Here is a 26088-nt window from a genome sequence, read left to right on the forward strand (position 1 = left end):
AGCACGGCGGTCTGAATGGTCATGTGCAGGCTGCCGGCGATCCGCGCGCCCTTGAGCGGCTTGGCCTCGCCATAGTCCGCGCGGAGCGCCATCAGACCCGGCATCTCGGTTTCGGCGATGTCGAGTTCCTTGCGGCCGTAATCGGCCAGAGAGATGTCGCGGACAGCATAGTCCGCGGCTGTGACGTTTTCTGGTTTGTTCATGGTGTCGTTCCTCGAATTCCGTTTGGGTTACTGCGCGGCCACGGTGGCGCCGAAGCTGCGGGCCAGCTCTTCGGCGAGGTCGGTTTTCTCCCATGAGAAGCCGCCGTCGTCGTCGGGATGCCGTCCGAAGTGACCGTAGGCTGCGCTGCGGGTATAGATGGGTCGCAGGAGTTGCAGGTGATCGCGGATGCCGCGCGGCGTCAGGCGGACCATCTCGCGCAGACGGCGCGACAAGTCGTCTTCCGAGACCTGCCCAGTGCCCAGCGTATCGACATAGAGCGCCACCGGTTCCGGCACGCCAATAGCATAGGCGAGCTGGATCTGGCATTTGTCGGCAAGGCCCGCGGCCACGACGTTCTTGGCGAGATAGCGCGCGACATAGGCTGCGGACCGGTCGACCTTGGTCGGGTCCTTGCCCGAAAACGCGCCGCCGCCGTGGGGCGCCGCGCCGCCGTAGGTGTCCACGATGATCTTGCGGCCGGTCAGCCCTGCGTCACCGTCGGGGCCGCCGATGACGAAGTTGCCGGTGGGATTCACGATCAGCTTGTCGTCGGCGGGCAGATCCCAGCCTTCATCCTTGAAGACATCGGTGATGTAGGGCCTGACCATCTCACGCACCTCGGCCTGGCTGAGGCCCTCAGCGTGCTGGGTCGAAACGACGACGGTATCCAGGCCCACGGGCTTGCCGTTCGCGTATTTCAGGGTCACCTGGCTCTTGGCGTCGGGGCCGAAGTTCGGCTGCTTGCCGGATTTCCGGTCCTCGGCCATGTGGCGCAGGATGCGATGCGCGAACTGGATCGGCGCGGGCATCAGCTCGGCGGATTCATTGCAGGCATAGCCAAACATGATGCCCTGGTCACCGGCGCCTTCCTCGCCCTTGTCGCCCTCGTCAACGCCCTGCGCGATGTCGGAAGACTGGGCGTGGAGGCGGCAGATGATCTCGACATTGCGCCAGGAAAACCCGGGCTGGTCGTAGCCGATGTCACGGATCGCATCGCGGGCGATCTCCTCGACATCCTTGAGCACAGCTTCGGGACCGCGCACCTCGCCGGCGATGGTCAGGTGATCGGTGGTTGCCAGCGTCTCGCAGGCCACCCGGGACTGCGGGTCGGCGGCCAGGTAGGCATCCAGAATGGCATCCGAAATCCGGTCGCAAACCTTGTCGGGATGTCCCTCGGACACCGATTCACTGGTGAACAGCCAGGTCTTGTTGCTCATCTCGTTCCTTTCTCCACTGCTGTGGGGGTGGGTCGGTATTGGCAAGTGAACTTGCCGGGGTCAGGCGATCTTGCGATCCGCCCGTGACTTGTCGGGCCGATAGGCCAGACTGGGGGCCAGCCAGGCCTCGACCTCGGCGATCTCCATCTCCTTGCGCGCGGCATAGTCCGAGACCTGGTCCGGTCCGATCCGGCCGATCCCGAAATAGCGCGCCTCGGGGTGCGAAAAGTAGAGACCCGAGACCGCAGAGGCGGGCCACATCGCACAGGAGTCCGTCAGGTTGAGGCCGGTATGCGCGGGCGCATCCAGCAGGTCGAAAAGCGTGCGCTTCTCGGTGTGGTCGGGGCAAGCGGGATAGCCCGGCGCGGGGCGGATGCCGCGATATTGCTCCCGGATCAGCGCCGCGTTGTCGAGCCCCTCGCCCGGGGCGTAGCCCCAGAGGCTGCGGCGCACGCGGGCGTGCAGCGCCTCGGCAAAGGCCTCGGCCAACCGGTCGCCCAGGGCCTGCACCATGATCGAGTCATAGTCATTGCCCTCGGCCTTCAGCCGGTCGGCAATGTCGTGCACCGCCGGCCCGGTGGTGACGGCGAAACCGCCCACCCAGTCCGGCGTACCCTCGGGCGCGACGAAATCGGCCAGGCACATCTGCGTGGCGTCGCGGGTCTTGTTGCGCTGCTGTCGCAACTGCGGCATCCGCGCGCGCAGCTTGCCGCGCGTCTCGTCCGTCCAGACAAGGATGTCGTCGCCCCGGCTGTTGGCGGGCCAGAGCCCGACCACACCGCGCGGGGTGAACCAGCCTTCGGCCTCGATCCGGTCCAGCATGGCCTGCGCATTGTCGAAAAGTTCGCGCGCCGTCTCGCCCCTGTCGGGATCGTCGAGAATGGCGGGGAAGTTGCCCCTCATTTCCCAGGTGGAAAAGAACGGCGTCCAATCGATGTAGTCGCGCAGCGCGGCCACGTCGGTATCGTCGATCACGGTCAGGCCCGGGGTCTGCGGCGCGGGGGGGCTATAACTGTCCCAACCGCCGTCAAAGGCATCCGCCCGCGCCTGCACCAGCGGCGCGGTGGGCCGCTCGCCGGTGCGATCGTCGCCCGCCCGCATCTTCTCCTGACCTTCCGCGATCTCGGTCAGATACCCCGGCGCCGCCGCTTTCGACAGCAGCTTGGACACCACGCCCACGGCCTTGGAGGCATCGTCCACATGGATCACCCCGTTTTCGTACTCCGGCGCGATCTTGAGAGCGGTGTGCTTCTTGGAGGTGGTCGCGCCCCCGATCAGCAGCGGCAGGTCCAGCCCCTGCCGGGTCATCTCTCCCGCCACCTCGACCATGCGGTCGAGCGACGGCGTGATGAGGCCGGACAGCCCGATGATATCGGCCTTCTCTTCCCTGGCCTTGGCGATGATGTCCTCGGTCGGGACCATCACGCCCATGTCCACCACGTCGTAGTTGTTGCATTGCAGCACGACGCCGACGATGTTCTTGCCGATGTCGTGCACATCGCCCTTTACCGTGGCCATCAGCACCTTGCCCTTGGCCGAGGTGTCCCCCTGCAGGCGCTTTTCCTCTTCCATGTAGGGCAGCAGATGGGCCACGGCGGTCTTCATCACGCGGGCCGATTTCACCACCTGCGGCAGGAACATCTTGCCTGCGCCAAACAGATCGCCCACCACGTTCATGCCGTCCATCAGCGGCCCTTCGATCACATGAAGCGGCTTTTCCGCGCGCAGGCGGCATTCCTCGGTGTCTTCGACGACGAAATCCGTGATCCCGTGGACAAGCGCGTGTTCCAGCCGTTTTTCGACCGGGGCCTCGCGCCACTTCGGGTCTTCCTTCTTCGAGGCCTCGCCGGTGCCCTTGTACTTGTCCGCGATCTCCAGCAGCCGTTCGGTCGCGTCGTCGCGGCGGTTGAACAGCACGTCCTCGACCCGCTCGCGCAGTTCCTCGGGAATGTCGTCATAGACGGTGATCTGGCCCGCGTTCACGATGGCCATGTTCATCCCCAGCGGGATCGCGTGATAGAGAAAGGCCGAGTGCATCGCCTCGCGCACCGCGTTGTTGCCACGGAAGCTGAATGAAACGTTCGACAGCCCGCCCGAAATATGGGTGTCCGGCATGTCCGCCTTGATCAGCTTGATCGCGTCGAAAAAGGCGTTGGCGTAGTCGTTGTGCTCCTCGATCCCCGTCGCAACGGCAAAGATGTTGGGATCGAAGATGATGTCCCAGGGCTGGAAGTCCGCCTTCTGCGTCAGCAGGTCGTAGGAGCGGCGGCATATCTCGTACTTGTGCTGTGCGGTCTCGGCCTGACCGTTCTCGTCAAAGGCCATGACCACCGCGGCCGCACCGTGGCGGCGGATCGTGCGGGCCTGTTCCAGGAAAGCCGCCTCGCCCTCCTTGAGCGAGATTGAGTTGACCACCGCGCGGCCCTGGACGCATTTCAGCCCGGCCTCGATCACCTCGAACTTGGAACTGTCGAGCATTACCGGCACGCGACTGATGTCGGGCTCGGAGGCGATCAGGTTGAGGAAGGTGACCATCGCCCGTTCCGAATCGAGCAAACCCTCGTCCATGTTCACGTCGATGATCTGGGCGCCGTTCTCGACCTGGCTGCGCGCCACGTCGAGCGCGGTGGCATAGTCGCCCTCCATGATCAGCTTCTTGAACCGGGCCGAGCCGGTGACGTTTGTGCGCTCGCCGATATTGATGAAATTGGCAACACCGCTCATGCTGCATCCTCCTTGCTAGCGCCGGGGGCCTCGAACATCTCCAACCCCGACAGGCGCATCCGCCGCACCGTTTCGGGGACCGCGCGCGGGGCCTTGCCGGCGACGGCCTCGGCGATGGCGCGGATGTGGTCGGGCGTGGTGCCGCAGCAACCGCCCACAATGTTCACCAGCCCCGCATCGGCCCATTCACCCAGATGCGCAGCCGTTTCCTCGGGCGTCTCGTCATAGCCACCCATCTCGTTGGGCAGGCCCGCGTTGGGATAGGCGCTGATGCGCGTGTCCGCGACCTCGGAGAGCGTGCGCACGTGCTGGCGCATCTCGCCCGCGCCAAGGGCACAATTGAGCCCGACCGAGAAGGGACGCGCATGGCTCATGGAGACCCAGAAGGCCTCGGGCGTCTGGCCCGTCAACGTGCGCCCGGATCGGTCGGTGATGGTGCCGGAGATCATCAGCGGCGGCACGTCCAGCCCTTCGTCTTTCAGGCTGTCTATGGCAAAGAGCGCGGCCTTGGCGTTGAGCGTGTCAAAGATCGTCTCGACCAGCAGCACATCGACCCCCGTCTTGATCAGGGCCCGCGCGGCTTCGCCATAGGCGCGTGCCAGATCGTCAAAGGTCACGGCGCGATAGCCCGGGTCGTTCACGTCCGGGCTGAGGCTGGCGGTCTGGTTGGTCGGGCCGATGCCGCCGGCAACCCAACGCGGGCGGTCGGGTGTGGACATGGCGTCAGCCGCTTCGCGTGCAAGGCGCACGCTCTCGGCGTTCATCTCGGTGACAAGGCTTTCCATACCGTAATCGGCCTGGCTGATCGCATTGGCGCCAAAGGTGTTGGTGCACAGGAGGTCCGCGCCCGCCTCGAGAAAGGCGGTGTGAATGTCGCGGATCATCCCGGGCTGGGTCAGGCTCAGCAATTCGCTGTTGCCGCCCACGTCGGTTTTCCAGTCGGCGAAGCGCTCTCCGCGGTAGACGCCCTCGTCGGGCTTGTGCTGCTGGATCATGGTGCCCATGGCACCGTCCAGTACCAAGATGCGGCGGGCGGCATGGGCGACGATGTTGGACTCTGTCATCTCGACTCTCCTCAGGCGGCGCTCTCGGACGGGATCGCCGGCGTGATCCCGAGCGCGCGGCAGACCGCCAGGCTGACCTCGGGTCGATTGAGCGTATAAAAATGGAACTCGGACAGCCCCGCCTCCATCAGAAGGCGGCATTGTTCCGTGGCGACGCTGGTGGCGACCATGGCGCGGGTCTCGGGCGCGTCGTCCAGCCCCTCGAACATCCGCGCCAGCCAGTCCGGCACCGTCGCGCCGCACATCGCCGAGAACCGCTTGAGGCCGGCGAAATTGGTCACCGGCATGATCCCCGGCACGATCGGCGCGGTGATGCCCGCGGCACGGGCCCGATCGACGAAGCGCAGGATCACCTCGGTGTCGAAGGTGTATTGGGTGATCGCCCGGGCCGCACCCGCATCCAGCTTGCGCTTGAGATGGTCAAGATCGGCCGCGACGCTGGCGGCCTCGGGGTGAACCTCCGGGTAGGCGGCCACCGAGATGTCGAAATCCGCCACCCGGCGCAGCCCCGCCACCAGCTCGGCGGCGTCACCATAGCCGTCGGGGGCGAGGCGCTGTCCCTCAGGCAGGTCGCCACGCAGGGCCACGATGCGGGAGACGCCCTCTTCGTGCAGGCCCCGGGCCAGCCGGTCGATCTCGCCCCGGCTCGCACCCACGCAGGTCAGGTGATGGGCCACCGGACGCCCGGTGCGGTCTCTGACCATATCCACCACGCGGGCGGTGCGGTCGCGGGTGCTGCCGCCCGCGCCATAGGTCACCGAGAAATAGGCCGGTTCGGCACTGGCCAGTTGATCGACAACTCGCGTCAACGTCGCTTCGCCAGCGTCGGTCTTTGGCGGGAAAAGCTCGAAGGACACAAAGGCGGGGGGATCGGGATAGGGCCCGGTCATGCAGGCTCTCCAATTATGAGGGCGGAATGGTGAGGCAGGGGCCGGGGCGCGCGGCGGCACCCCGGCGCGGCGCATCACGCCGGCTTGCGGAAGTGCTGGACGCCCCAGGCGAGGTGGCCGTCATCGGCAGCCTTCACCCAGTTTTCCAGCCCCACAGCCATCTTGTCGAGATACTCCGCCGAGGCCCCGGCCTCGCGCAGTTTATCGTAGTTCGCCATCAGTTCCTCGCGAACACGGTAATAGTGCGTGCGCAGGTCGCTGACCGCGTCCTCCTGTTCCACCGTCTCGAAACCGAGCGCCTCGGCCGCCTCTCGGTAGAACCGCGGCGAGCCCAGGTCGTTAAGTTGCAGACGGTCGTAGACCGGTTGCAACACTGCGGGGTCTGCATCGTCGGCCTGCATCGGATCGGTGAAGATCAGGTGCCCGCCGGGCTTGAGCACGCGCCACGCCTCGGCCAGAACCTTGGCGCGCAGGTCGGAATGCAGGAAGGCGTCCTGGCTCCAGGCCACGTCGCAGCTGGCATCGGCCTCTGGCACGTCCTCGAACACGCCGTGGCGCACCGTGATCTTGCCGGTCAGCTTGGCGGCGCGGATCTTGCCCAGGTTGTACTCGTTCTGCGTCTCGGAAATGTTGAGGCAGACCGCCTCGCAGCCGGTCTTGCGCACAAGCGTGCGCATGGCGCCGCCATAGCCCGAGCCCATGTCCAGCACCCGGGCCGAGGCATCCAGCGGCGGGAGCCGGTCGATCATCGACTCAATGGTGCGGTCCGAGGCGGTGCGGATGTCGGGCGTTTCGGCATAGCGGCCGATATGCAGGTCCTCGCCGCCCCAGATGGTGGAGTAGAAGGTGTCGGCGTCGTCGCTGTCGTAGTAATCCTCGGTGATGTCGCGGATATCGGTCCCGGCGCTCTCGCCACCGCCCCAGCGTGCCAGGTGCAGCGCCGATTTTTCCGCGACATGGATGTAGAAGTCGGGATCGTCCTCGGCATAGGTTTCCTGAAAATCGCCATAGGTGCGGACCCGCTCGAATCCGGCCTCGCGGAACAGGCGGCGCATGTAGTCCTTGCGGATCGGGCAAAGGTTGAGCGTGTATTCCGACCCGTCGGGGAAGGAATAGCGCATCCGCACCAGCCCGTCGTCGATATGGTCAGGCTCGGCCGTCACCTTGTCGCCGCAGTAGTAATACTTGTGCTTGCTCGAAAACCCGTGGTCGAGCATCGCATCATAGTTGCGCTGGTCGAGGATGAGGATGCCGTCGTGCTTGAGCGCGGCGTAGAACTCGGCCAAGGCGCGGCGGCGGTCGGACTCCTCGTAGAGATGGGTGAAGGAGTTGCCCAGACAGACGATCGCGTCATACTTGCCGTTGATATCGCGGTTGAGCCAGCGCCAGTCGGCCTGTGCGGTCTTGAGGATCAGCCCGCGGCGGCGTCCGTTCTCGAAGGCCTTGGCCACCATCGAGGCCGCCCCGTCAGAAGCGGTCACATCAAAGCCCGCCTCGGTCAGCCGGACCGAGTGAAAGCCGGTGCCGCAGGCCACGTCGAGCACCCGTTCCTTGCCCCGGGCGCGCAGGATGTCGATGAAGAACTGTCCCTCGCTCTCGGCGCGGCCTGCCCAGTCGATCAGCTCGTCCCACTTGTCGACGAAGGTCCTGACATATTCCTTGCGGTAATGGTCGGTCTCGCGATCGGCCAGCGGATCGTCGCTGTAGACCTGATCGGTCATGGTCAGTTCAGCGTTTTCGGCCATCATGTTGCTCATTTCTGTCTCCGTTCCAAACTGTCCTGTCACCGGCGATGCGAATGCTTGCCGGTCGCGCAATATCACTGCGCGAGCCCCGAAAGGCGGCACTGACTTCTTTGCCCACTTCGATGTTCACCGCGGCCAGCGCGATCGCGCTGCGGGCGGCAATGTGGTCAGGTCCAGGTTCTGCGCGGGTCGGTGCCAAGCGGGTCGCCGGCTCGGCTCCGACACAAGGCGTCAGAGTGCTGCCCGATATGCAACGCGACCTTCACGAACAAATTGCGACCATACAACCCCCATTTGCGACATTTTTTCTAATATGCTGATTCAAAAAGGGAAAGACCGAATAGGCGGGATTCTCCGCTGCGAAATGCACCGTCGACGACATCGGGTGCCACGGTGATGATTCACCCATATGAAGGGAGAGGATATCCTCGGGCTGCGCGCATTGGACCGTTGGGCATGACGAAATGAAAAGGATCCGGCTCGTTCAGGCCGCGTCCGTGCCCAGCTCGTCCTCGAGTGCCGCAGTGGACACTGGCGGGTTGACCAGTTCGGTCAGTTTCAGGATGCTCCCAATCCCTACAGCAGCGGGCTCGGAGAGCGGCAGTGGCCTGCCCACGGTCCTCGGGGCATCAAGCGCCACATTCACCTTGAGACCAGGCGAGATCTTCTTGCCATTCGAAATCTCTGAAATCGTTCTCGTCGAACTCAGAACTCGTAACATCTTGGCTTGAGCCAGTGTCCGAATTTCGGCGGATCGCTCACCAATATTCGGATTGACTTGCCCCGCCCTCTCCTAGCGCTTCGTTCCCGTGGCACGTCGAAACAGGCGCGTCACGATCACGAAGAAGAGCGGTACGAAGATCACCCCCAGAACGGTGCCCGAGATCGTCCCGCTGAGCACGCCCGAGCCGATCGCGTTGCGCCCGCCCGAGCCCGCGCCCGAACTGAGCACCAGCGGCAGAACCCCAAGCGAGAATGCCATCGAGGTCATGATGATCGGGCGGAAACGCTGCCGCGCGGCTGTGGCCACCGCGTCGATAACCCGTTCGCCGGCCTCGTGCCGTTCGCGGGCAAACTCCACGATCAGGATCGCGTTCTTGCCCGTCAGGCCGATGACGGTGAGCAGCCCCACCTGGAAGAACACCCCGTTCTCGAACCCGCCCAGCCACGCGCCGGTGAGCGCACCGACGATGCCGATGGGCATGGCGAGCATGACGGCAAAGGGGATCGACCAGCTTTCGTAAAGCGCGGCCAACGACAGGAACACCGCCGCGAGCGACAGCGCATAAAGCAACGGTGCCTGATTGCCCGAATCGCGCTCTTCCAGCGAAAGGCCGGTCCATGCCAGGTCGAACCCGGGGCCCAGCTCTGCGGCGAGCCGCTCCATCTCGGCCATCGCCTCGCCGGTCGAGACGCCGGGGGCGGGAGAGCCCTGCAACTGCACCGCGGGAATGCCGTTGTAGCGATAGAGCCCCTGCGCGCCGTAATCCCACCGACCTTCGGCGAAATTCGAGAACGGGACAAGCCCGCCGCTTGCGTTGCGCACGCGCCATTTCTCGATATCGGTTGGGGTGGCGCGCGCCTCGGCCTCACCCTGCACATAGACGCGCTTGATCCGGCCTTGGTCGATGAAATCGTTTACATAGGTTCCGGCCCAGGCGATTTGCAGCAACTCGCCCACATCGGTAGGGGTCAGCCCCATCGCCCCGGCCTTGCGCCAGTCGATATCGAGGTTGAACTGTGCCGCGTCCTGCAGCCCGTTAGGCCGGACCGAGCCGATCAGATCGCTTTGCGCGGCCATGCCGAGCAGCCGGTTGCGCGCCGCCATCAGATCGGCGTGGCTCTGCCCGCCGCGCGCCTGCAGATAGAGATCGAAACCGGAGACGTTGCCCAGCTCGATCACCGAGGGCGGCACGACAGGAAAAACCTGCGCGTCGCGGATCTGACTGAACGCGCCAAAGGCCCGGCCCGCCAGCGCCTGCACGCTCTGCCCCGGTTCCGTCCGCTGGTCCCAGTCCTTGAGCTGCACGAAGGCAAGACCCATGTTCTGGCCGTTTCCAGAGAAGCTGAAACCGACGACGCCAAACATCGAGTCGACCACCTCGGATTCCTGTTCGAGGTAATAATCCTCCACCTTCTTGACCACGTCGAGCGTGCGTTCGGCGGTCGCCCCGGTCGGGGTCTGGATGAGGGTGAAAAGGATGCCCTGATCTTCCTCGGGCAGAAACCCGGTCGGCGTGCGCAGGAACATCAGCGCCATGCCAAGGGCCAGTGCCAGGTAAACGACGAACACCCGCACGGGGCGGCGTACCGACCAGCGCACGGTGCCGGCATAGCCCGAGATCAACCCATTGAAACCAGCGTTGAACCACGCGAACGGGCCGCGCCGTGCACCATGCCCCTTGGGCTTTAGCAGCGAGGCGCAAAGCGCGGGCGTCAGCGTGATCGCCACCACGACCGAGAGCGCCATGGCCGAGACAATGGTGATCGCGAACTGCTGATAGATCACCCCCGTGGAACCCGGAAAGAACGCCATCGGCACGAAAACCGCCGACAGCACCATCGCGATCCCGACCAGCGCGCCGGTAATCTGGCCCATGGATTTATGCGTGGCCTCGCGCGGCGGCAGGCCCTCTTCCTCCATGATCCGCTCGACGTTTTCGACCACCACGATGGCGTCATCGACCAAGAGGCCGATGGCCAGCACCATCGCCAGCATTGTCAGTGTGTTGATCGAAAATCCCGCCACCGCCAGCACCCCGAACGTGCCCAGCAGAACCACCGGCACCGCCAGCGTCGGGATCAGGGTTGCGCGCAGGTTCTGCAGGAACAGCAGCATCACGAGGAACACCAGTCCGATCGCTTCGAACAGCGTCTTGACCACCTCCTTGATCGAGATTTCCACGAACGGCGTGGTGTCATAGGGGATCACGTAATCGACACCCTCGGGAAAGAAGCGGGCGAACTCGGCCATGCGTTTCTTGACCGCGCGCGCCGTCTCGAGAGCGTTCGCGCCAGGTGCCAGCGTGATCGCCATGCCCGACGCGGGATCGGTGTTGAACCGCGCGGTCGTGGCATAATTCTGCGCGCCAATCTCGACGCGGGCCACATCGTCAAGCAGCACCAGACCACCATTCGTTTCCGCGCGCAGCACGATCTGGCGGAAATCCTCGGGCGTATTCAGGAGCGATTGCGCGGTGATCGTGGCGTTGAGCTGCTGTCCCTCCACCGTGGGCCGCGCGCCGAATGCGCCCGCCGATATCTGTGCATTCTGCGCCGAGACCGCCGCTACCACGTCGGAGGGTGACATCCCGAACGCGGCCAGCCTGGACGGGTCGAGCCATATCCGCATCGCGTATTCCGAGCCGAACACCCGCACCGAGCCGACCCCCTCGACCCGGCTCAACTCGTCCACGAGGTTGGTGGACATGTAATCCGACAGATCAACCTGGTCGAGCGTGCCATCGGTCGAGATCATGCCCACGACCATCAGGAACCCGGCCGACGATTTTTCGACCGTGATGCCCTGCCGCTGCACGATCTCCGGCAGGAGCGGCGTGGCCTGGCCCAGCTTGTTCTGCACCTGCACCTGCGCGATATCGGCGTCGGTCCCGGTCTCGAAGGTGAGGGTGATCTCTGTATTGCCCTGCGAGGTCGAGCGCGACGAGAAGTAGCGCAGCCCGTCGAGCCCGGTCATCTGCTGCTCGATCATCTGCGTGACGGTATTGGCCACGGTCTCGGCAGAGGCGCCCGGGTAATTGGCGGACACGGTGACCGAAGGTGGCGCAATCTCGGGGTATTGCGCCACCGGCAGGAGCCGGATCGCCAGCACCCCGATCCCCATGATCAGGATCGATATGACCCAGGCAAAGACCGGGCGGTCGATGAAGAAACGTGCCATGTGCCTGCGTCCCCTGCCCGGTTACTCTGCCCGCTCTTCGGGCGCAACGGTCGCCCCCGGCCCGGTTTTCTGAAAGCCCGCGACGAGCAGCCTGTCGCCCGGGTCGAGCCCTTCGTCCACCACCCAGTTGCTGCCTCGGTCCTGCACGATCCCGAGCGGCGTCTCCTCGATCACGTTCTCTTCGTTCACGACCCATGCGGTCGGACGCCCGCGACGGTCGCGCACCACGGCCTCCTGTGGCACGAGATACACCGCCTCGGCCACCTCGACCGGCATCTCGACCTGCACATACATGCCGGGCAAGAGAAGAAGCTCGGGATTGTCGAACTGCATGCGCAGCGTCACCACGCCGGTCTGCGGATCGACATTCGGTTCGGCGGCTTTCAAATGCCCGGTTTCGGAATACTCCGAGTCGTCGGCCAGAATGAGCCGCACCGTCGCATCTGCCCCGCGCAGCTCCTCTTCCGTCTCGCCACGCCGCCAACGGAGCAGATCGGCAGCGGACTGCGTTACATCCACGTAAACCGGGTCGATCCTGCGGATCACTGCCAGCGGCTGCGCCTGGCTTGCAGTGACCAGCGCGCCCTGCGAGGTCTGCGCCAGCCCAATTCGTCCCGAGAGGCGCGCCCGGATCGTGGTGCGCGACAGTTCGATCTCGGCAGAGTTGAGCTGCGCGCGAGCCAGCTCGAGCGCCGCATCGGCACTATCTCGTGTCGCCGTGGCCTCGTCGAGCGCCTGCTCGCTGGCCACGTTGCGTGCCCGCAATTCGACCAGACGCCGCTCCTCGCGTTCGGCAGCGCGCAACTGCGCCTCGGCCTGTGCCACGCTCGCGCGTGCCTGACGGACCGTTGCTTCGTAGGTCGCCCGGTCGATCTGATAGAGTGGATCACCTTCCGTCACATCCGCGCCCTCGTCAAACAGGCGTTCGGTGATGATGCCGTTGACCTGCGGGCGCACCTCGGCTTCGGCAGAGGCGGCGACACGGCCCGGCAGAAGCGAGGTTAGCGTAACATCTTGTGGCGCAACAGTTATCACGGTGACCGGCACTGTTCCCTGCTGCGCCTGCGCGGCACTCGTCAGGGTGCACATGCTGGCCATGAGGATCAGAAGGAACCTTCGGAGAGAGGCCATCGCAAGCCCTTTCACTGTCAAGATTTGGCGTAATTGCCTCTGTTGAACTGCCAAGGAACGGTGGCGCTCTTTAGATATGTCTCGCCTGGAAATGGCAAGTGCACGGCCGACAGCAAACGGGCGAAAGCCTGCGTCACGCATTCCTGGGATTCCGGTCGTGTCGCAGCTTGAAATTTGAAATTGAAGGGGGCAACGCTGGCCGCTCCTGATTACCCGAATGCTCCAACCTCCGAACAGAATAGGTCAACATCAACACAACATGGAACAAGCAACTACGATCCTCTTCGCGGATATCATCGTGCGATGGCGCGACCTCTGCGATTGCCCATGCGTATTGCCGCCTGACAGCGCAGCAGGCACAAGTGTCTGGCAACTTATGGGACGATTTCGGAAATGACCAATGGAAATCGAGAGAAGATCGACCTTCTAACCGGTCTCCTGCTGATCGCGATCACCTGTCTTGTCATCTTTCACGAATGGCATGTCGCGGCGTGGATGGCGCCCGCGAAACCTGTGCTTGTGGTGATGGTCGCCTGCATCTTCGCGGCGCAGGTGCGGTTTTCGCGCAAGGCATTTGTCGCGGTGGCGCTCGGCCTGACGCTGGCGCTGGCGGTCAGCACGGCGGACTGGCAGGGCACGGTTCTGGACGGGCTGGGTTCGGCGGCGTTCATCGCGGCCTTCTTCTCGGCGCTCTCGACCCTGCGCAATGTCGCACAGACCTCGCCCGCGGTGCAGGCGGCGGGCCGGTTTCTCTCGGGCCAGCGGCCGGGTCGGCGCTATGCCGCGCTGACCGTGGGCGGTCAGGGATTCGCGTTGCTGCTCAATTACGGTGCCATCCAGCTCTTGGGCGCCTTGGCGCTCGCAAATGCCGGATCCGAGCCAAACGCAGAGGTGCGCGGGCACCGTATCCGGCGGATGCTCCTGGCCATTCAACGGGCCTTCGTGTCGACGCTTCCGTGGTCGCCCCTTTCCTTTGCGATGGCGATCTCGGTTAGCGTCGTGCCAGGGGCAAGCTGGTCACAGGCGATGGTCCCGGGGCTGGTTTCGTCCGCGCTTCTGGCCGGGGTCGGCTGGGGGCTGGATACCGCGTTCAAGCCAAGGCTGAGCGTAACGCCTCGACGCCCCGAGCCGAGTGGCTCCTGGGCCTCCATGTTGCCGATGGTCGCGCTGCTCGGGGTCCTGGTGGTCAGCGTCATTACCCTGTCTGCCGTCACGGACGTGCGGATCGTCGGCCTGGTGGTGGTTATCGTGCCGGTGATCGCACTTGTCTGGATGCTGATCCAGCACTGGGCACATGCGCCCGTCCGGTCGGTGGCGACGCGGGTCGGTGATTACGTGACCAAGGAACTGCCGGGGTATCGCGGCGAACTCACACTGCTGATGATGGCGGGGTATATCGGCACCGTCGGCTCGGCCCTGCTGGGGCCCTTGATGCAGCGTGCCGGGCTCGACCTTTCGGTGCTGCCCCCGTGGGTCATCCTCGTAAGCTTTGTCTGGCTCATCCCGCTGGCCGGGCAGGTCGGGATGAACCCGATCCTGGCCGTGACGCTGATCGCGCCGCTCATCCCCGGGGCGGACAGTCTTGGCGTGGCCCCGCCCGCCATCGTCGTGGCACTGGCAGCAGGCTGGGCGCTGAGCGGGGCCAGCTCGCCGTTCACCGCGACGACGCTGTTGATCGGATCCTTCGCCGGCATCAGCGCGCTGCGTGTCGGATGGGTGTGGAACGGTGTCTATACGCTAAGCTGCGGCATCGCACTGTCGATCTGGGTGGTGCTTTACGCCTTCGTCTTGTGATCACCGAATGGATAACGGCGCCGGTATTCAGCCGCCTCGGTGTTCCGGAGAATGTTGTTGGCCGTTCGTTCCAAACCCGTGCATCTGAATCAACGTCAGGGCAACACCCTCGCAGCGTTCGCGGGACGCGGTTTCCGAACTGGTGATATCGCCTGTCCGTTCAAGGTCTTGGCGGACATCTCAAAGATCAAGCAAGAGATGGTGGAGCCGAGGGGAATCGAACCCCTGACCTCGTCATTGCGAACGACGCGCTCTCCCAACTGAGCTACGGCCCCGGTGGGCGCTGATTTGCGCAATTTGCCTGCCAAGGTCAAGGGGCAAAGCGCCGCTCAGAAGCACGGGCGCAGCACGTGCCCTGCATAGATATCGGCGAGCCGTTGCACCGCATCCTCGGGCGGCAGTTCCTCGCTCTCGCCGGTGCGCCGCGAGGTGAGTTCGACCACGCCGTTCTTGAGCCCCCGCGGCCCCACGGTGATCCGCCACGGCAGGCCGATCAAGTCCATCGTGGCAAACTTGCCGCCCGCGCGCTCGTCGCGATCGTCGTAGAGCGGCTCGAGCCCCAGCGCCGTCATCGCGGCATAGAGCGCCTCGCAGGCGGCATCGGCCTCGGCGTCGCCCTGCTTGAGGTTCACGATACCCGCGTGGAAGGGGGTCACGCCCTCGGGCCAGATGATGCCCCGCTCGTCGTGGCTCGCCTCGATGATCGCGCCCACGAGGCGGCTCACACCGATGCCGTGGCTGCCCATGTGCACCGGCACGGGCTTGCCGTCGGGGCCCTGCACGGTGGCACCCATCGGCTCGGAATACTTTGTTCCGAAATAGAAAATCTGTCCCACCTCGATACCACGGGCGACGCGGCGACGGTCCTCGGGGATATCGTTGAACAGCGCCTCGTCATGGGTCTCGTCGGTGCGGGCATAGCGCGACGTGAATTCCTCAAGCACCGCGCGGCACTGCGCCGGGTCGTCATAGTCGATCTCGCGGTCGCCGAATTTCAGGTCGGTGATGGCGCTGTCGTAGAACACCTCGGACTCGCCGGTTTCGGCCAGCACGAGGAATTCGTGGGTGTCGTCGCCGCCAATGGGGCCGGAATCCGCCCGCATCGGGATCGCCTGAAGGCCCATCCGCTCGTAGGTGCGCAGGTAGCTCACGAGGTGGCGATTATAGGCGTGCAGCGCATCTTCTTTCGTCAAATCAAAGTTGTAGCCGTCCTTCATCAGGAACTCGCGGCCGCGCATGACGCCGAACCGGGGGCGGACCTCGTCGCGGAATTTCCACTGAATCTGGTAGAGGGTGAGGGGCAGGTCCTTGTAACTGCCTACGTGGGAACGAAAAATATCTGTTACCAGTTCCTCGGCCGTGGGCGTATAGAGCAGGTCGCGCCCGTGCCGGTCCTTCATGCGCAGCATTTCGGCGCCGTAATCGTCGTAGCGGCCGCTCTCGCGCCACAGGTCAGCCGATTGCAGGATCGGCATCTGGATCGGGTTGTGACCCGCGCGCGCCTGTTCCTCATGGACGATATTCTCGATCTTTCTCAAGACCTTGAAGCCCAGAGGCAGCCACGAATAGATGCCCGCCGTCGCCTGCTTGATCATGCCGGCGCGCAGCATCAGCCGGTGGCTGGCGATCTGCGCCTCGGCGGGCGTCTCCTTGAGGACGGGCAGGAAATAGCGGCTCAGACGCATGGGCGGGCCTCGTGGCTTGGGGGCGAATGTCGCGGCGGTTCTAGGCGAGAAGCCGAAGCGGGGCAAGACGCCGCGCGCGCCGCCCCGGCACCACCGAACCTGCAGGTTCAGCGCACGAACCGCACGGTTCGCGGGGCGCGGCGGGCGGTGGGGCGACGCGACGTTAACGGACGGCGGCGGCGCGCGCTGTTTGCCAGCGCTGCCATCCCTGGATAGGGGCGCGGTTTGCGGGGCTTTGCATGGGGGTGCGATTGAGGAATGAGGTCCTCGGGTCAAGCCCGAGGATGACGGAGGCGCTGGGTACGAGAGGTCCTCGGGTCGAGCCCGAGGATGACGGGGGGATGACGCGCCGAGCGCTCTTGAAACCCCCGGCGTCACAAGCGATGTTGCGCACACGCAGCCGAAGGAACGCCGATGGCCCTGCCGGTCCGGGATCAGATCAAGTACTGGGGCATCGCGGCCATCGCGGTGTTCGTGGTGCTGTGGTTCCTGGGCGACGTGATGCTGCCCTTCGTGCTGGGCGCGGCGGTGGCGTATTTCCTCGACCCCGTCGCCGACCGGCTGGAACGGATTGGGATGAGCCGCATCTTCGCCGTGGCGACGATCACCGCGGTGGCGGTGCTGGTACTGGTGATCGTGGCGCTGCTCATCATCCCGTCGATCGTGGCGCAGGCGATCGCCCTCTTCGACACCGCGCCGCAGCTTGCGCGCGATTTGCAGGGCTTTCTCGGCAAGCACCTGCCGTCGCTCTACGAGCCGGACTCGACGCTGCAGCAGGCGCTGCAATCGCTGGGCGAGACGGTGCGCGAGCGCGGCGGACAGCTTTTGCAGACCGCGCTCAGCTCGGCCGCGTCGCTGGTCAACGTGGTGGTGCTGCTGGTGGTGGCGCCGGTGGTTGCCGTCTACCTGCTCTATGACTGGGATCACATGGTGGAGCGGATCGACCACCTGCTGCCGCGCGATCACGCGCCGATCATCCGGCGGCTGGCGTGCGAGATCGACGCCACGCTGGCGAGTTTCGTGCGGGGCATGGGCACGGTCTCGGTGATCCTCGGCACCTATTACGCGGTGGCGCTGATGCTGGTGGGGCTGCAATTCGGCCTCGTCGTCGGGGCGGCGGCGGGGCTGGTGACGTTCATTCCTTATGTCGGCGCGATCTTTGGCGGCACGCTGGCGCTGGGACTGGCGCTGTTCCAGTTCTGGGGCGACTGGCTGAGCATCGGGCTGGTGGCGGCGATCTTCGTCGCCGGGCAGGTGATCGAGGGCAACCTGCTGACCCCGCGCCTTGTCGGCTCGTCGGTGGGGCTGCACCCGGTGTGGCTGATCTTTGCGCTGTCGGCCTTCGGCACGCTGTTTGGCTTCGTCGGCATGCTGGTGGCGGTGCCGGTGGCCGCCGCGCTGGGGGTGATCGCGCGGTTCGCCGTGGCGGAGTACCAGAAAGGCCGGCTCTATCGCGGGTTGGACGGGCGCGGCGAGGATCGGGGCGACGGATGACATCCCGGCAACTGGTCTTTGATCTGCCCGCGCGCACGGCGCTGGGCCGCGAGGATTTCTTCGTCTCGCCGGCCAACGCGCAGGCGGTGGCGCTGATCGAGGGCTGGCGCGACTGGCCGGCGCGAAAACTGGTACTGGCGGGGCCGCGCGGCGCGGGCAAGACGCACCTGGTGCATGTCTGGGCGGCGCTGACGGGTGCGCCGATCGTGGCCGCGGGGGACCTGGGCGGCGCCGATATCGACGCGCTGGCCGCCGGGCCGGTGGCGGTGGAGGATGCCGATGGCATCGCCGGGCACGCGGAGGCCGAGGCGGCGCTGTTTCACCTGCACAACCTGGTTCTGGCGGAAGGTCACGCGCTGCTGGTGAGCGCGGCCGCGCCGCCGCGGCATTGGGGCCTTGCCCTGCCCGACCTGGCGAGCCGGATGGAGGCCATGCTGCTCGCGCGGCTGGGGCCGCCCGACGACGCGCTGCTGGCGGCGGTGCTGGCCAAGCTCTTTGCCGACCGGCAGCTTGCCCCCGCGCCCGATTGCGTGCCCTACCTCGCGCGGCGCATCGAGCGCACGTTCGACGCCGCCCGCGCCACCGTCGCCGAGATCGACGCGCGGGCGCTGGCCACGGGGCGGGCGATCACGCGGCAGCTCGCCGCCGAGGTGCTGGACAATCGCGGTCACTGACGCCATCATCCGTCACCCGAGTGTTACACTCCGCCACCATAAGGCCCGCATGACTCAGGCTGATTTTCTCAGGAACCCCGCCCCCGAACCGGTCACGCCCGAGGGGCTGGACATTGCCGGGCCGGGCCGGTTCTTTAACCGCGAGCTGAGCTGGCTCGGGTTCAACTGGCGGGTTCTGGAAGAGGCGGAAAACCCGCGCGTGCCGCTGCTGGAGCGTCTGCGCTTCCTGTCGATCTCGGCCACCAACCTGGACGAGTTCTACAACGTGCGCGTGGCGGGCCTGCGTGAATTGGCCAAGGCGGGCAACACCACGCCCGCCGCCGACGGGCTGACGCCCGCCGAACAGCTCGTGCTGATCAACGAGAACGCCCGCAGGCTGCTGCAAGCGCAGCAACAGGCGTTCGAAACGCTGCGCACGGAGATGGAGGGCGAGCGTATCTCGATCCTCACCCATGACGTGCTCGACGACACGGACCGCGAGTACCTGGCCGAGATGTTCCTGCACCGGGTGTTTCCGGTGCTGTCGCCGCTGGCCATCGACCCGGCGCACCCGTTCCCGTTCATTCCCAATCTCGGCTACGTGCTGGCGTTGCAGATGTCGCGCATCTCGGACAAGCGCCCGCTTCAGGCGCTGCTGCCGATCCCGCAGCAGATCGACCGGTTCGTGGCGCTGCCCGCACCCGAGGGAGCGCACCGATTCCTGCCGCTGGAGGAATTGCTGCTGTTGCATCTCGACAGCCTGTTCCCCGGCTACCGCTACAAGGGGCATTGCGCATTCCGCGTGTTGCGCGACAGCGATCTCGAGGTCGAGGAAGAGGCCGAAGACCTGGTGCGCGAGTTCGAGGTGGCGCTGAAGCGCCGCCGCCGCGGCGAGGTGGTGCGGATGAAGATCACCTCGGGCGCGCCCGAGGCGCTGCGCGAGGTGATCATGGAGGAGCTGCACGTCATCCCCGACGAGGTGGTGGAGGTGGATGGCATGATCGGGCTCGCCGATCTCAAGGAGCTGGTGCTCGATGCGCGGCACGACCTGCTCTGGCCGCCGTTCACGCCGCGCGTGCCCGAGCGGGTGCAGGATCACGGCGGCGACATGTTCGCCGCGATCCGGCAAAAGGACATGCTGTTGCACCACCCCTACGAGACATTCGACATGGTGGTGCGGTTCCTGCAACAGGCCGCGCGCGACCCCGACGTGCTCGCCATCAAGCAGACGCTCTACCGCACGTCGCGCAACTCGCCCATCGTCGAGGCGCTGTGCGAGGCCGCCGAGGATGGCAAATCCGTCACCGCGCTGGTGGAGCTCAAGGCGCGGTTCGACGAGGCCGCCAATATCCGGCAGTCGCGGCGGCTGGAACGGTCGGGCGCGCATGTCGTCTATGGCTTTGTCGACTGGAAGACCCACGCCAAGATTTCCACCGTGGTGCGGCGCGAGGGCGACACCCTCGTGACCTATACCCATTACGGCACCGGCAATTACCACCCGATCACCGCGCGCATCTATACCGATTTGAGCTTTTTCACCTGCGACGCCAAGCTGGGGCGGGACGCGACCAAGGTGTTCAACTACCTGTCGGGCTATGCCGAGCCGGAGGGGCTTGAGAACATCTCGATCTCGCCCAAGTCGCTGAAGCCAAGGCTGCTCGACATGATCGGGCGCGAGGCCGAGCACGCCCGCGCGGGCAAGCCGGCGGCAATCTGGGCCAAGATGAACTCGCTGATCGAGCCGGACGTGATCGACGCGCTTTACGCCGCGTCGGAGGCGGGGGTGAAGATCGACCTCGTGGTGCGCGGCATCTGCGGGCTGAGGCCCGGCATCGCGGGGCTGTCGTCGAATATCCGCGTGAAATCCATCGTCGGGCGCTTTCTGGAGCATTCGCGCATCGTCTGTTTCGGCAACGGCGCCGGGCTGCCGTCAAAGAAGGCACGGGTGTTCATCTCTTCCGCCGACTGGATGGGCCGCAACCTCAACCGCCGGGTCGAGACGCTGGTGGAGACCACCAATCCCACCGTCAAGGCACAGATCGTCAGCCAGATCATGGCCGCCAACATGGCCGACGTGGCGCAAAGCTGGGTCATGGCGCCCGATGGCAGCTTCGTGCGCGAACCGACCCCCGAGGGGGAATTCGCGTTCAACTGTCACCGCTTCTTCATGGAGAACCCGTCGCTGTCGGGGCGCGGCTCGGCGGGGGCGTCGGACGTGCCCACCCTCACCCACACCGACGATTGACCCGCGCGCGCCCGCGGCCTAGACACGTCAGGGACCGGCAAGGCAGACGATGGACGGCGTGAACGATCCCGCAGCGCACAGCGACCGCCCCTTCGGGCGCCCGCTCTTCGACAGCCCCGAGGCGCGCGCGCTGTCGCGCGTGGGTGTGGTGGACGTGGGTTCCAACTCGGTGCGTCTCGTGGTGTTCGACGGTGCCGCGCGCAGCCCGGCCTATTTCTTCAACGAGAAGGTGATGTGCGGCCTCGGCGCGGGCATGGCCGAGACCGGGCGGCTGGATCCGCAAGGCCGCGCGCGCGCGCTCGACGCGCTCAGGCGTTTCGCGCATGTGGCCGACGGGCTGGGCACCGGCCCGCTCAACGCGGTGGCGACGGCGGCGGTGCGCGAGGCCGAGGATGGCCCCGATTTCGTCGCCGAGGTGGAGCGCGAGACAGGCATCCGGCTCTTTGTCATCGACGGCCCCGAAGAGGCACGGCTCTCGGCGCAAGGGGTGCTGCTGGGCTGGCCGGGGGCCTATGGCCTCGTGTGCGACATGGGCGGCTCGTCCATGGAACTGGCCGAGATCGACGGCGGCCGCGTTGGGCGCTGCGTCAGTGCCAAGCTCGGTCCGCTCAAGCTGCGCGATCTCAAGGGTGGCAAGAAGGCGCGCAAGGCGCTGATCCGCGAAACGGTAGAGCGGCTGCGCGACGGGCTCGGTGAACAGAAGAACCGGCTGTTCCTGGTGGGGGGCTCGTGGCGCGCGATCGCCCGCGTCGACATGGCGCGGCGCGGCTATCCGCTGCACGTTCTGCACGAATACCGCATGACCGCCGCCGACCTGCGCGCCACCATCAAGCATATCGCCAAGCACGACGCGGACGCGTTGCGCGCGCAATCGGGCGTGTCGGCGGCGCGCATCGCGCTGGTGCCCTTTGCCGCCGAGGTGCTGCGCGAGGTGGTGCGCAGCTTTCGCCCGCATGACATCGCGGTGTCGAGCTACGGTATCCGCGAGGGGCTGCTCTATGAACAGATGCCGGAATCGCTGCGCGTGCGCGACCCGTTGATCGAGGCATGCCGCTTTTCCGAGGCCAAGGACGCGCGCCTGCCCGGTTTCGGCCAGGTGATCTATCGCTTCATCGCGCCGCTCTACAAATCCGCACGGCCCGAACGGCTGCGGCTGGTCAAGGCGGCCTGCCTGCTGCACGATGTGAGCTGGCGGGCCCATCCCGACTACCGCGCCGAGGATTGTTTCGACAACGCCACCCGCGCCAATCTCGGCGGACTAAAGCATTCCGAGCGGGTGTTTCTCGGGCTGGCACTGCTGCACCGCTATTCCAACAACCGCGCGGGCACGCGGTTCGACACGCTGGAAGAGCTGATTTCCGAGCGCGACCGCAACGAGGCCGAGATCCTCGGGCGCGCGCTGCGGTTGGCGGCGATGCTGTGGCTGACCGACGAGACCGATATCGCGCGGATGCGCTGGCACCCGCGGCGCAAGGTGCTGAGGCTCGATCTCGCCTCGGACGCCTCGGCGCTGTTCGGCGAGGTGGCGCAGGCGCGCTTCAAGGCGCTGGCCGGGGCGCTGGGGGCCGTGCCGGAGGTCCGCATCGGCAGGAAGCGGCTTTCGGTCTGAGCGCCGCGGGGCGCGGGCGGCGTTCAGTCCTCGGCCCACATGCGGTAGAGATTGCTCTTGGCCTTGAACAGCCGGTCGAAGGCCGGGGTCTTGCCCTGCGCGTCAAAGACCTCTCGCGTTGCCACGTCGAGATCGTAGAGCACCTCGCGCCGCGCCGCGTCGCGCACCCGGCTGGTGACCCAGCCGACCACGGCAAGCCGCTCACCGTCCGACACCGGCTCGACCCGGTGCAGCGCCGATGTGGGATAGAGCACCGCGTCGCCGGCATTCAGGCGGATCACCCGTTCCTCGATCCCGTCGTCGATGCACAGCCCGCCGCCCTCGTAATCGTCCGGATCCGAGAGCGGCAGGGTAAAGGAGAGGTCCGTGCGGCTGCCATTCATGATCGGATCATCGACGTGGAGGCCGTATTCCATGCCGGTGCGGTAGCGCGACAGCAGCAGCCGGGCAAAGCGCTTGGGCCGCGCGGCGGCGAGAAACACCTCGTGGCGCATGAGCGCGCGGCGGGCCTTTTCGAAAATCGCCTCGCGCCCTTTCGAGGGCTGCGCTTGCAGGTTGGCCTTCACGTCGCGGGCATAGCGCCCCGCGGTAGTCTTGCCATCGCCGAATTCGAGCTTGGCGGCGGCGTCCCGCAACGCCGCCACCTCGCCCGCATCGAGCACGTCACCGATGACGAGGATCATCCGCTCAGCCCAGCCCGAAGCCGGTGAGTTCGATCCGCGCCGCGGCCCCCATCAGGATCGAGGGGGCCATTTCGAAATCGCCCTCGCCCTGAAGATCGCCGAAGGCGGCGTTGGTGGCCTTTAGATGGTCGAGGATTTCCAGCCCCGCCGCCTTGATGGCGGGATCTTCGCTCTCGGCCATCTGCCGCGCCTCGCTCTCGACCACGCGCAGGAACCCCCATGCGTCCTGGTATTCGTGCAGGTTCGACACCTCGCCGCCCGCGACGGCGACGGTGTATTCCTCGCCCGCCACGCGGGTCAGCGCGGCCAGCCCCATGACCTGATCGGCGGGGGACATGGTGGCGCGCACCTCTTCCATCATGGCGCGGGCGGCCTCGAAAGCGGCACGCACCTCGTCGAGCGGCGCGCCCGTTTCGGCGGCCTCGGCAATGGCCCCGATCCGGTCCTTCAGCGCGCCCTTGTCCATCGCCGCGAGCGGGGCCGCGACGGCGTCGTATTTCTCCTTGATCGGGTGACCCATATGGGTGCGCGCGGCATCGAGATCGCCCGCCTCGTAAAGCGCGAGACCGGCGCGCAGGTGGCCCTCCATGAAGCTCAGGTCGCGCTGCAGGCGCTGTTCGGGATCGGCAACACCGGCGCTGCCTTCACCTTCCCCCTCACCTTCACCTTCTCCTTCGCCCTCAGCGGCGCTGGCTTCACCTTCGCCTTCGGCGGCGCTGGCTTCGCCCTCGCCTTCGACCTGCGCGAGGATGATACCGGATTGTTCGGTCTCGACAGGGGTATAGCCGTCCTCGGACGCTGCGGCGCCGGTCGCGGTCATGCCCGCGAGAACGGTGCCGAGGGTCAGGGTGCGGCGCACGGTGACGCTGCGTGGTTTGGTCCGGTCGGTCATGAGTATCCCCCTGTTTCGCGTTAAATCCGACAAATTCTGTTGGAATTGATAGCTCCCCGACGGCATGGGGTCAAGAAGCCCGATTGCTTTGGTCAGCTTTCTCATCTGCCGCACCACTTGCCACCGTGAGACGGGGGCAATAGGCTCCGCGCGAAACGGGACAGGACCATCCGACATGCACAAAAGACCGCTGGGCCGCACCGGCATCGAGGTGAGCGCGCTGTGCCTCGGCTCGATGACCTGGGGCGCGCAGAACACCGCCGAAGAGGGCCACGCGCAGATCGACCGGGCGCTGGAACGGGGCGTGAATTTCATCGACACCGCCGAGATGTATCCCACCGCGCCCGTCCGAGCCGAAACCACCGGGCGCACCGAGGAGATTATCGGCGACTGGGTCGCACGGACGGGGCGGCGGGACGAGGTGGTGCTGGCCACCAAGCATTCCGGCGCGGGGTTCAGGCACGCCCGCGACGGCGCGCCGATCTCGGCGGCGACCATACCCGAGGCGGTGGAGGGGTCGCTGCGGCGGCTGCGCACCGATTACATCGACCTGTATCAATTCCACTGGCCCAACCGGGGCAGCTACATGTTCCGCCAGAACTGGAGCTATGACCCCTCGGGGCAGGACCGCGCCGCGACGCTCGCGCACATGGAAGAGGCGCTGGAAGCCTTGCAACGCGAGGTCGACAAGGGCCGCATCCGCGCCTTTGGACTGTCGAACGAGAGCGCGTGGGGCACGGCACAATGGCTGCGGCTGGCCGAGGCGGGGCGCGGGCCCCGCGTGGCCTCGATCCAGAACGAGTATTCGCTGATGTGCCGCCTCTACGACACCGACCTGGCGGAGTTGAGCGTCAACGAGGATGTCGGCCTGCTGGCGTTCTCGCCGCTGGCGGCGGGGATGCTGACGGGCAAGTACCAGGACGGCGCGCTGCCCGCAGGGTCACGCATGACGATCAACACCGATCTCGGCGGGCGCCGCGTGCCGCGCGCCTTTGCCGCCGTGGATGCCTACCTGGAGGTGGCGCGCAAGCACGGGCTCGACCCGGTGCAGATGGCGCTGGCGTGGTGCCTGACGCGGCCCTTCATGTGTTCGGCAATCTTCGGCGCGACGCGCATGGATCAGCTCGAGCGGGCGCTGGGCGCGGCGGACGTGACGCTGGGCGACGAGGTGCTGGCCGATCTCGACGCGACGCACAGGGCGCACCCGATGCCGTTCTGAGACCCTCCCTATCGCCGCCGCCCCAGCCGTGCCTCGCGCATGAGCGTGTAAAGCCCCGAGGCCACGATCACCGCCGCGCCGATCAGCGTCCACGTATCGGGCCGCTCGGCAAAGACCAGCATCCCGATCCCCAGCGCGAACACCAGGCGCGTGTAGCGAAACGGCGTCACCACCGCCACCTCGCCCACCCGCATCGCCGCGACGATGGCGTAATAGGCCCCCACGCCGCAGGCCAGCGCCAGCCCGAGGTCACGCATCTGCACGCCCCCCGGCACCACCGGCCCGTCCCCGAACGCCAGAAGGATCGCGCCCGTCGGCACCAGCGTGGCAAAGGCATAGGCCGAGAGCTGCATCGACGAGATCGCCGCCGGCACCGCCCGCGTTGCCAGGTCCCGCGCCGCCAGCCCGACCACCGCCCCCACGGCAAAGAGCGAGGCGGGCGCAAAGCCTTCGAGCCCCGGGCGCACCACCATCAGCACGCCCGCGAACCCCACCAGGATCGCCGACCACCGCCGCCAGCCCACCGGCTCGCCCAGGAACAGCGCCGCACCCAGCGTGACGGCGAGCGGCGTCGCCTGAAGAATCGCCGAGGCCGACGACAACGGCGTCAGCGCGATCGCGGTGACGAAACACATGGTGCCCGCCATCTCTCCGGTGTTGCGCAGGATCACCGGCCGCGCCAGCAAATCCCGCGAGAACAGCCGCCGCCCCTGCCCCAGGCAGATCGCGGCGAATATCACCGCGCCGCCCAGCCCCAGCACCATGATGATCTGCCCCACCGGCATGGCCCCGGCCAGCCGCTTGATGAACATGTCCTCCAGCGCGAAGCCGGCCATCGCCAGCACCATCAGCACGCTGCCGCGCAGGTTTTCCATTCTCGGGGGCCTTTCCTCGGGGGCGATCCCCCCCTATTCGCACAGCCCGCGACGGGGCGAAAG

Annotated in this window: 19 protein-coding genes and 1 tRNA gene; 6 read left to right on the plus strand and 14 right to left on the minus strand. The window is 66.3% G+C overall.

All coding sequences use genetic code 11. The features are described from left to right. The 9 genes from AC13D8_RS09060 to AC13D8_RS09100 form a co-directional block, all read right to left on the minus strand. Positions 1–203, minus strand: a 203-nt coding sequence (locus AC13D8_RS09060) for an adenosylhomocysteinase (RefSeq protein WP_482968553.1), incomplete at its 3' end; no start/stop codon positions are given. A gap of 27 nt (positions 204–230) precedes the next feature. Further along, complete coding sequence (gene metK, locus AC13D8_RS09065) at positions 231–1421, minus strand: methionine adenosyltransferase (protein ID WP_482968554.1); 1191 nt, start codon at positions 1419–1421, stop codon at positions 231–233. 60 nt (positions 1422–1481) lie between these two features. Continuing rightward, the gene (metH, locus tag AC13D8_RS09070; protein ID WP_482968555.1) at positions 1482–4145 is read right to left on the minus strand and encodes a methionine synthase; all 2664 of its coding nucleotides are present in this window, start codon (positions 4143–4145) and stop codon (positions 1482–1484) included. After that, positions 4142–5209, minus strand: a complete 1068-nt coding sequence (locus tag AC13D8_RS09075; protein ID WP_482968556.1) for a homocysteine S-methyltransferase family protein — start codon at positions 5207–5209, stop codon at positions 4142–4144. Before AC13D8_RS09075 ends, metH begins: the two co-directional genes overlap by 4 nt. Before the next feature lie 11 nt (positions 5210–5220). Next, on the minus strand, positions 5221–6099 hold the full coding sequence (gene metF, locus AC13D8_RS09080; RefSeq protein WP_482968557.1) for a methylenetetrahydrofolate reductase [NAD(P)H]: 879 nt from the start codon (positions 6097–6099) through the stop codon (positions 5221–5223). A gap of 74 nt (positions 6100–6173) precedes the next feature. Next, positions 6174–7856, minus strand: coding sequence for a glycine/sarcosine N-methyltransferase (locus AC13D8_RS09085; protein ID WP_482968558.1), 1683 nt, complete (start codon positions 7854–7856; stop codon positions 6174–6176). Between the two features lie 472 nt (positions 7857–8328). Then, positions 8329–8565 carry a hypothetical protein gene (locus AC13D8_RS09090; protein ID WP_482968559.1) on the minus strand — a complete coding sequence of 79 codons (237 nt, stop codon included), beginning with the start codon at positions 8563–8565 and terminating at the stop codon, positions 8329–8331. A gap of 72 nt (positions 8566–8637) precedes the next feature. Continuing rightward, the gene (locus AC13D8_RS09095; protein WP_482968560.1) at positions 8638–11745 is read right to left on the minus strand and encodes an efflux RND transporter permease subunit; all 3108 of its coding nucleotides are present in this window, start codon (positions 11743–11745) and stop codon (positions 8638–8640) included. Between the two features lie 21 nt (positions 11746–11766). Beyond that, a complete protein-coding gene (locus AC13D8_RS09100) occupies positions 11767–12876 on the minus strand; it encodes an efflux RND transporter periplasmic adaptor subunit (RefSeq protein WP_482968561.1) in 1110 nt (369 codons plus the stop codon). A gap of 393 nt (positions 12877–13269) precedes the next feature. Between AC13D8_RS09100 and AC13D8_RS09105 the strand changes: the two genes are divergently transcribed. Further along, positions 13270–14670, plus strand: a complete 1401-nt coding sequence (locus AC13D8_RS09105) for a hypothetical protein (RefSeq protein WP_482968562.1) — start codon at positions 13270–13272, stop codon at positions 14668–14670. 199 nt (positions 14671–14869) lie between these two features. Here the strand turns inward: AC13D8_RS09105 and AC13D8_RS09110 are convergent. Together AC13D8_RS09110 and proS are read right to left on the minus strand one after the other, a co-directional pair. Next, positions 14870–14945 (minus strand) — tRNA-Ala (locus AC13D8_RS09110). Positions 14946–14999: 54 nt separating this feature from the next. Further along, on the minus strand, positions 15000–16355 hold the full coding sequence (proS, locus tag AC13D8_RS09115; protein WP_482968563.1) for a proline--tRNA ligase: 1356 nt from the start codon (positions 16353–16355) through the stop codon (positions 15000–15002). A 414-nt stretch (positions 16356–16769) separates the two neighbouring features. Here proS and AC13D8_RS09120 point away from each other — a divergent pair, with 414 nt between their 5' ends. From AC13D8_RS09120 to AC13D8_RS09135, 4 genes are read left to right on the plus strand one after another with little or no spacing between them, the layout of a single operon-like run. Next, on the plus strand, positions 16770–17849 hold the full coding sequence (locus AC13D8_RS09120) for an AI-2E family transporter (protein WP_482968564.1): 1080 nt from the start codon (positions 16770–16772) through the stop codon (positions 17847–17849). Further along, positions 17846–18523: a P-loop NTPase family protein gene (locus AC13D8_RS09125; RefSeq protein ID WP_482968565.1), complete on the plus strand. Its 678-nt coding sequence runs from the start codon at positions 17846–17848 to the stop codon at positions 18521–18523. The genes AC13D8_RS09120 and AC13D8_RS09125 overlap by 4 nt, the downstream gene beginning before the upstream one ends. Before the next feature lie 49 nt (positions 18524–18572). Next, complete coding sequence (locus AC13D8_RS09130) at positions 18573–20747, plus strand: RNA degradosome polyphosphate kinase (RefSeq protein ID WP_482968566.1); 2175 nt, start codon at positions 18573–18575, stop codon at positions 20745–20747. Positions 20748–20796: 49 nt separating this feature from the next. Then, the gene (locus tag AC13D8_RS09135) at positions 20797–22356 is read left to right on the plus strand and encodes a Ppx/GppA family phosphatase (protein WP_482968567.1); all 1560 of its coding nucleotides are present in this window, start codon (positions 20797–20799) and stop codon (positions 22354–22356) included. Positions 22357–22379: 23 nt separating this feature from the next. Here the strand turns inward: AC13D8_RS09135 and AC13D8_RS09140 are convergent, their stop codons facing one another. Continuing rightward, positions 22380–23039, minus strand: coding sequence for a Fe2+-dependent dioxygenase (locus tag AC13D8_RS09140; protein WP_482968568.1), 660 nt, complete (start codon positions 23037–23039; stop codon positions 22380–22382). Between the two features lie 4 nt (positions 23040–23043). After that, on the minus strand, positions 23044–23931 hold the full coding sequence (locus AC13D8_RS09145; RefSeq protein WP_482968569.1) for a hypothetical protein: 888 nt from the start codon (positions 23929–23931) through the stop codon (positions 23044–23046). Between the two features lie 175 nt (positions 23932–24106). On the opposite strand from AC13D8_RS09145, the gene AC13D8_RS09150 reads away from it, so the two are divergent. Next, a complete protein-coding gene (locus AC13D8_RS09150) occupies positions 24107–25150 on the plus strand; it encodes an aldo/keto reductase (protein WP_482968570.1) in 1044 nt (347 codons plus the stop codon). Between the two features lie 8 nt (positions 25151–25158). On the opposite strand, the gene AC13D8_RS09155 is transcribed toward AC13D8_RS09150, so the two are convergent. Continuing rightward, entirely contained in the window at positions 25159–26025 is an 867-nt protein-coding gene (locus AC13D8_RS09155) for a DMT family transporter (protein ID WP_482968571.1), read from the minus strand. Positions 26026–26088 lie beyond the last annotated feature (63 nt).

Source organism: Roseovarius sp. B-10, assembly GCF_056859295.1.

Bases quoted from the DNA above. Each gene is read 5' to 3' on its own strand.
- metK (WP_482968554.1), bottom strand. From the start codon at position 1,421: ATGAGCAACAAGACCTGGCTGTTCACCAGTGAATCGGTGTCCGAGGGA.
- metH (WP_482968555.1), bottom strand. From the start codon at position 4,145: ATGAGCGGTGTTGCCAATTTCATCAATATCGGCGAGCGCACAAACGTC.
- AC13D8_RS09075 (WP_482968556.1), bottom strand. From the start codon at position 5,209: ATGACAGAGTCCAACATCGTCGCCCATGCCGCCCGCCGCATCTTGGTA.
- metF (WP_482968557.1), bottom strand. From the start codon at position 6,099: ATGACCGGGCCCTATCCCGATCCCCCCGCCTTTGTGTCCTTCGAGCTT.
- AC13D8_RS09085 (WP_482968558.1), bottom strand. From the start codon at position 7,856: ATGAGCAACATGATGGCCGAAAACGCTGAACTGACCATGACCGATCAG.
- AC13D8_RS09090 (WP_482968559.1), bottom strand. From the start codon at position 8,565: ATGTTACGAGTTCTGAGTTCGACGAGAACGATTTCAGAGATTTCGAAT.
- AC13D8_RS09095 (WP_482968560.1), bottom strand. From the start codon at position 11,745: ATGGCACGTTTCTTCATCGACCGCCCGGTCTTTGCCTGGGTCATATCG.
- AC13D8_RS09100 (WP_482968561.1), bottom strand. From the start codon at position 12,876: ATGGCCTCTCTCCGAAGGTTCCTTCTGATCCTCATGGCCAGCATGTGC.
- AC13D8_RS09105 (WP_482968562.1), top strand. From the start codon at position 13,270: ATGACCAATGGAAATCGAGAGAAGATCGACCTTCTAACCGGTCTCCTG.
- proS (WP_482968563.1), bottom strand. From the start codon at position 16,355: ATGCGTCTGAGCCGCTATTTCCTGCCCGTCCTCAAGGAGACGCCCGCC.
- AC13D8_RS09120 (WP_482968564.1), top strand. From the start codon at position 16,770: ATGGCCCTGCCGGTCCGGGATCAGATCAAGTACTGGGGCATCGCGGCC.
- AC13D8_RS09125 (WP_482968565.1), top strand. From the start codon at position 17,846: ATGACATCCCGGCAACTGGTCTTTGATCTGCCCGCGCGCACGGCGCTG.
- AC13D8_RS09130 (WP_482968566.1), top strand. From the start codon at position 18,573: ATGACTCAGGCTGATTTTCTCAGGAACCCCGCCCCCGAACCGGTCACG.
- AC13D8_RS09135 (WP_482968567.1), top strand. From the start codon at position 20,797: ATGGACGGCGTGAACGATCCCGCAGCGCACAGCGACCGCCCCTTCGGG.
- AC13D8_RS09140 (WP_482968568.1), bottom strand. From the start codon at position 23,039: ATGATCCTCGTCATCGGTGACGTGCTCGATGCGGGCGAGGTGGCGGCG.
- AC13D8_RS09145 (WP_482968569.1), bottom strand. From the start codon at position 23,931: ATGACCGACCGGACCAAACCACGCAGCGTCACCGTGCGCCGCACCCTG.
- AC13D8_RS09150 (WP_482968570.1), top strand. From the start codon at position 24,107: ATGCACAAAAGACCGCTGGGCCGCACCGGCATCGAGGTGAGCGCGCTG.
- AC13D8_RS09155 (WP_482968571.1), bottom strand. From the start codon at position 26,025: ATGGAAAACCTGCGCGGCAGCGTGCTGATGGTGCTGGCGATGGCCGGC.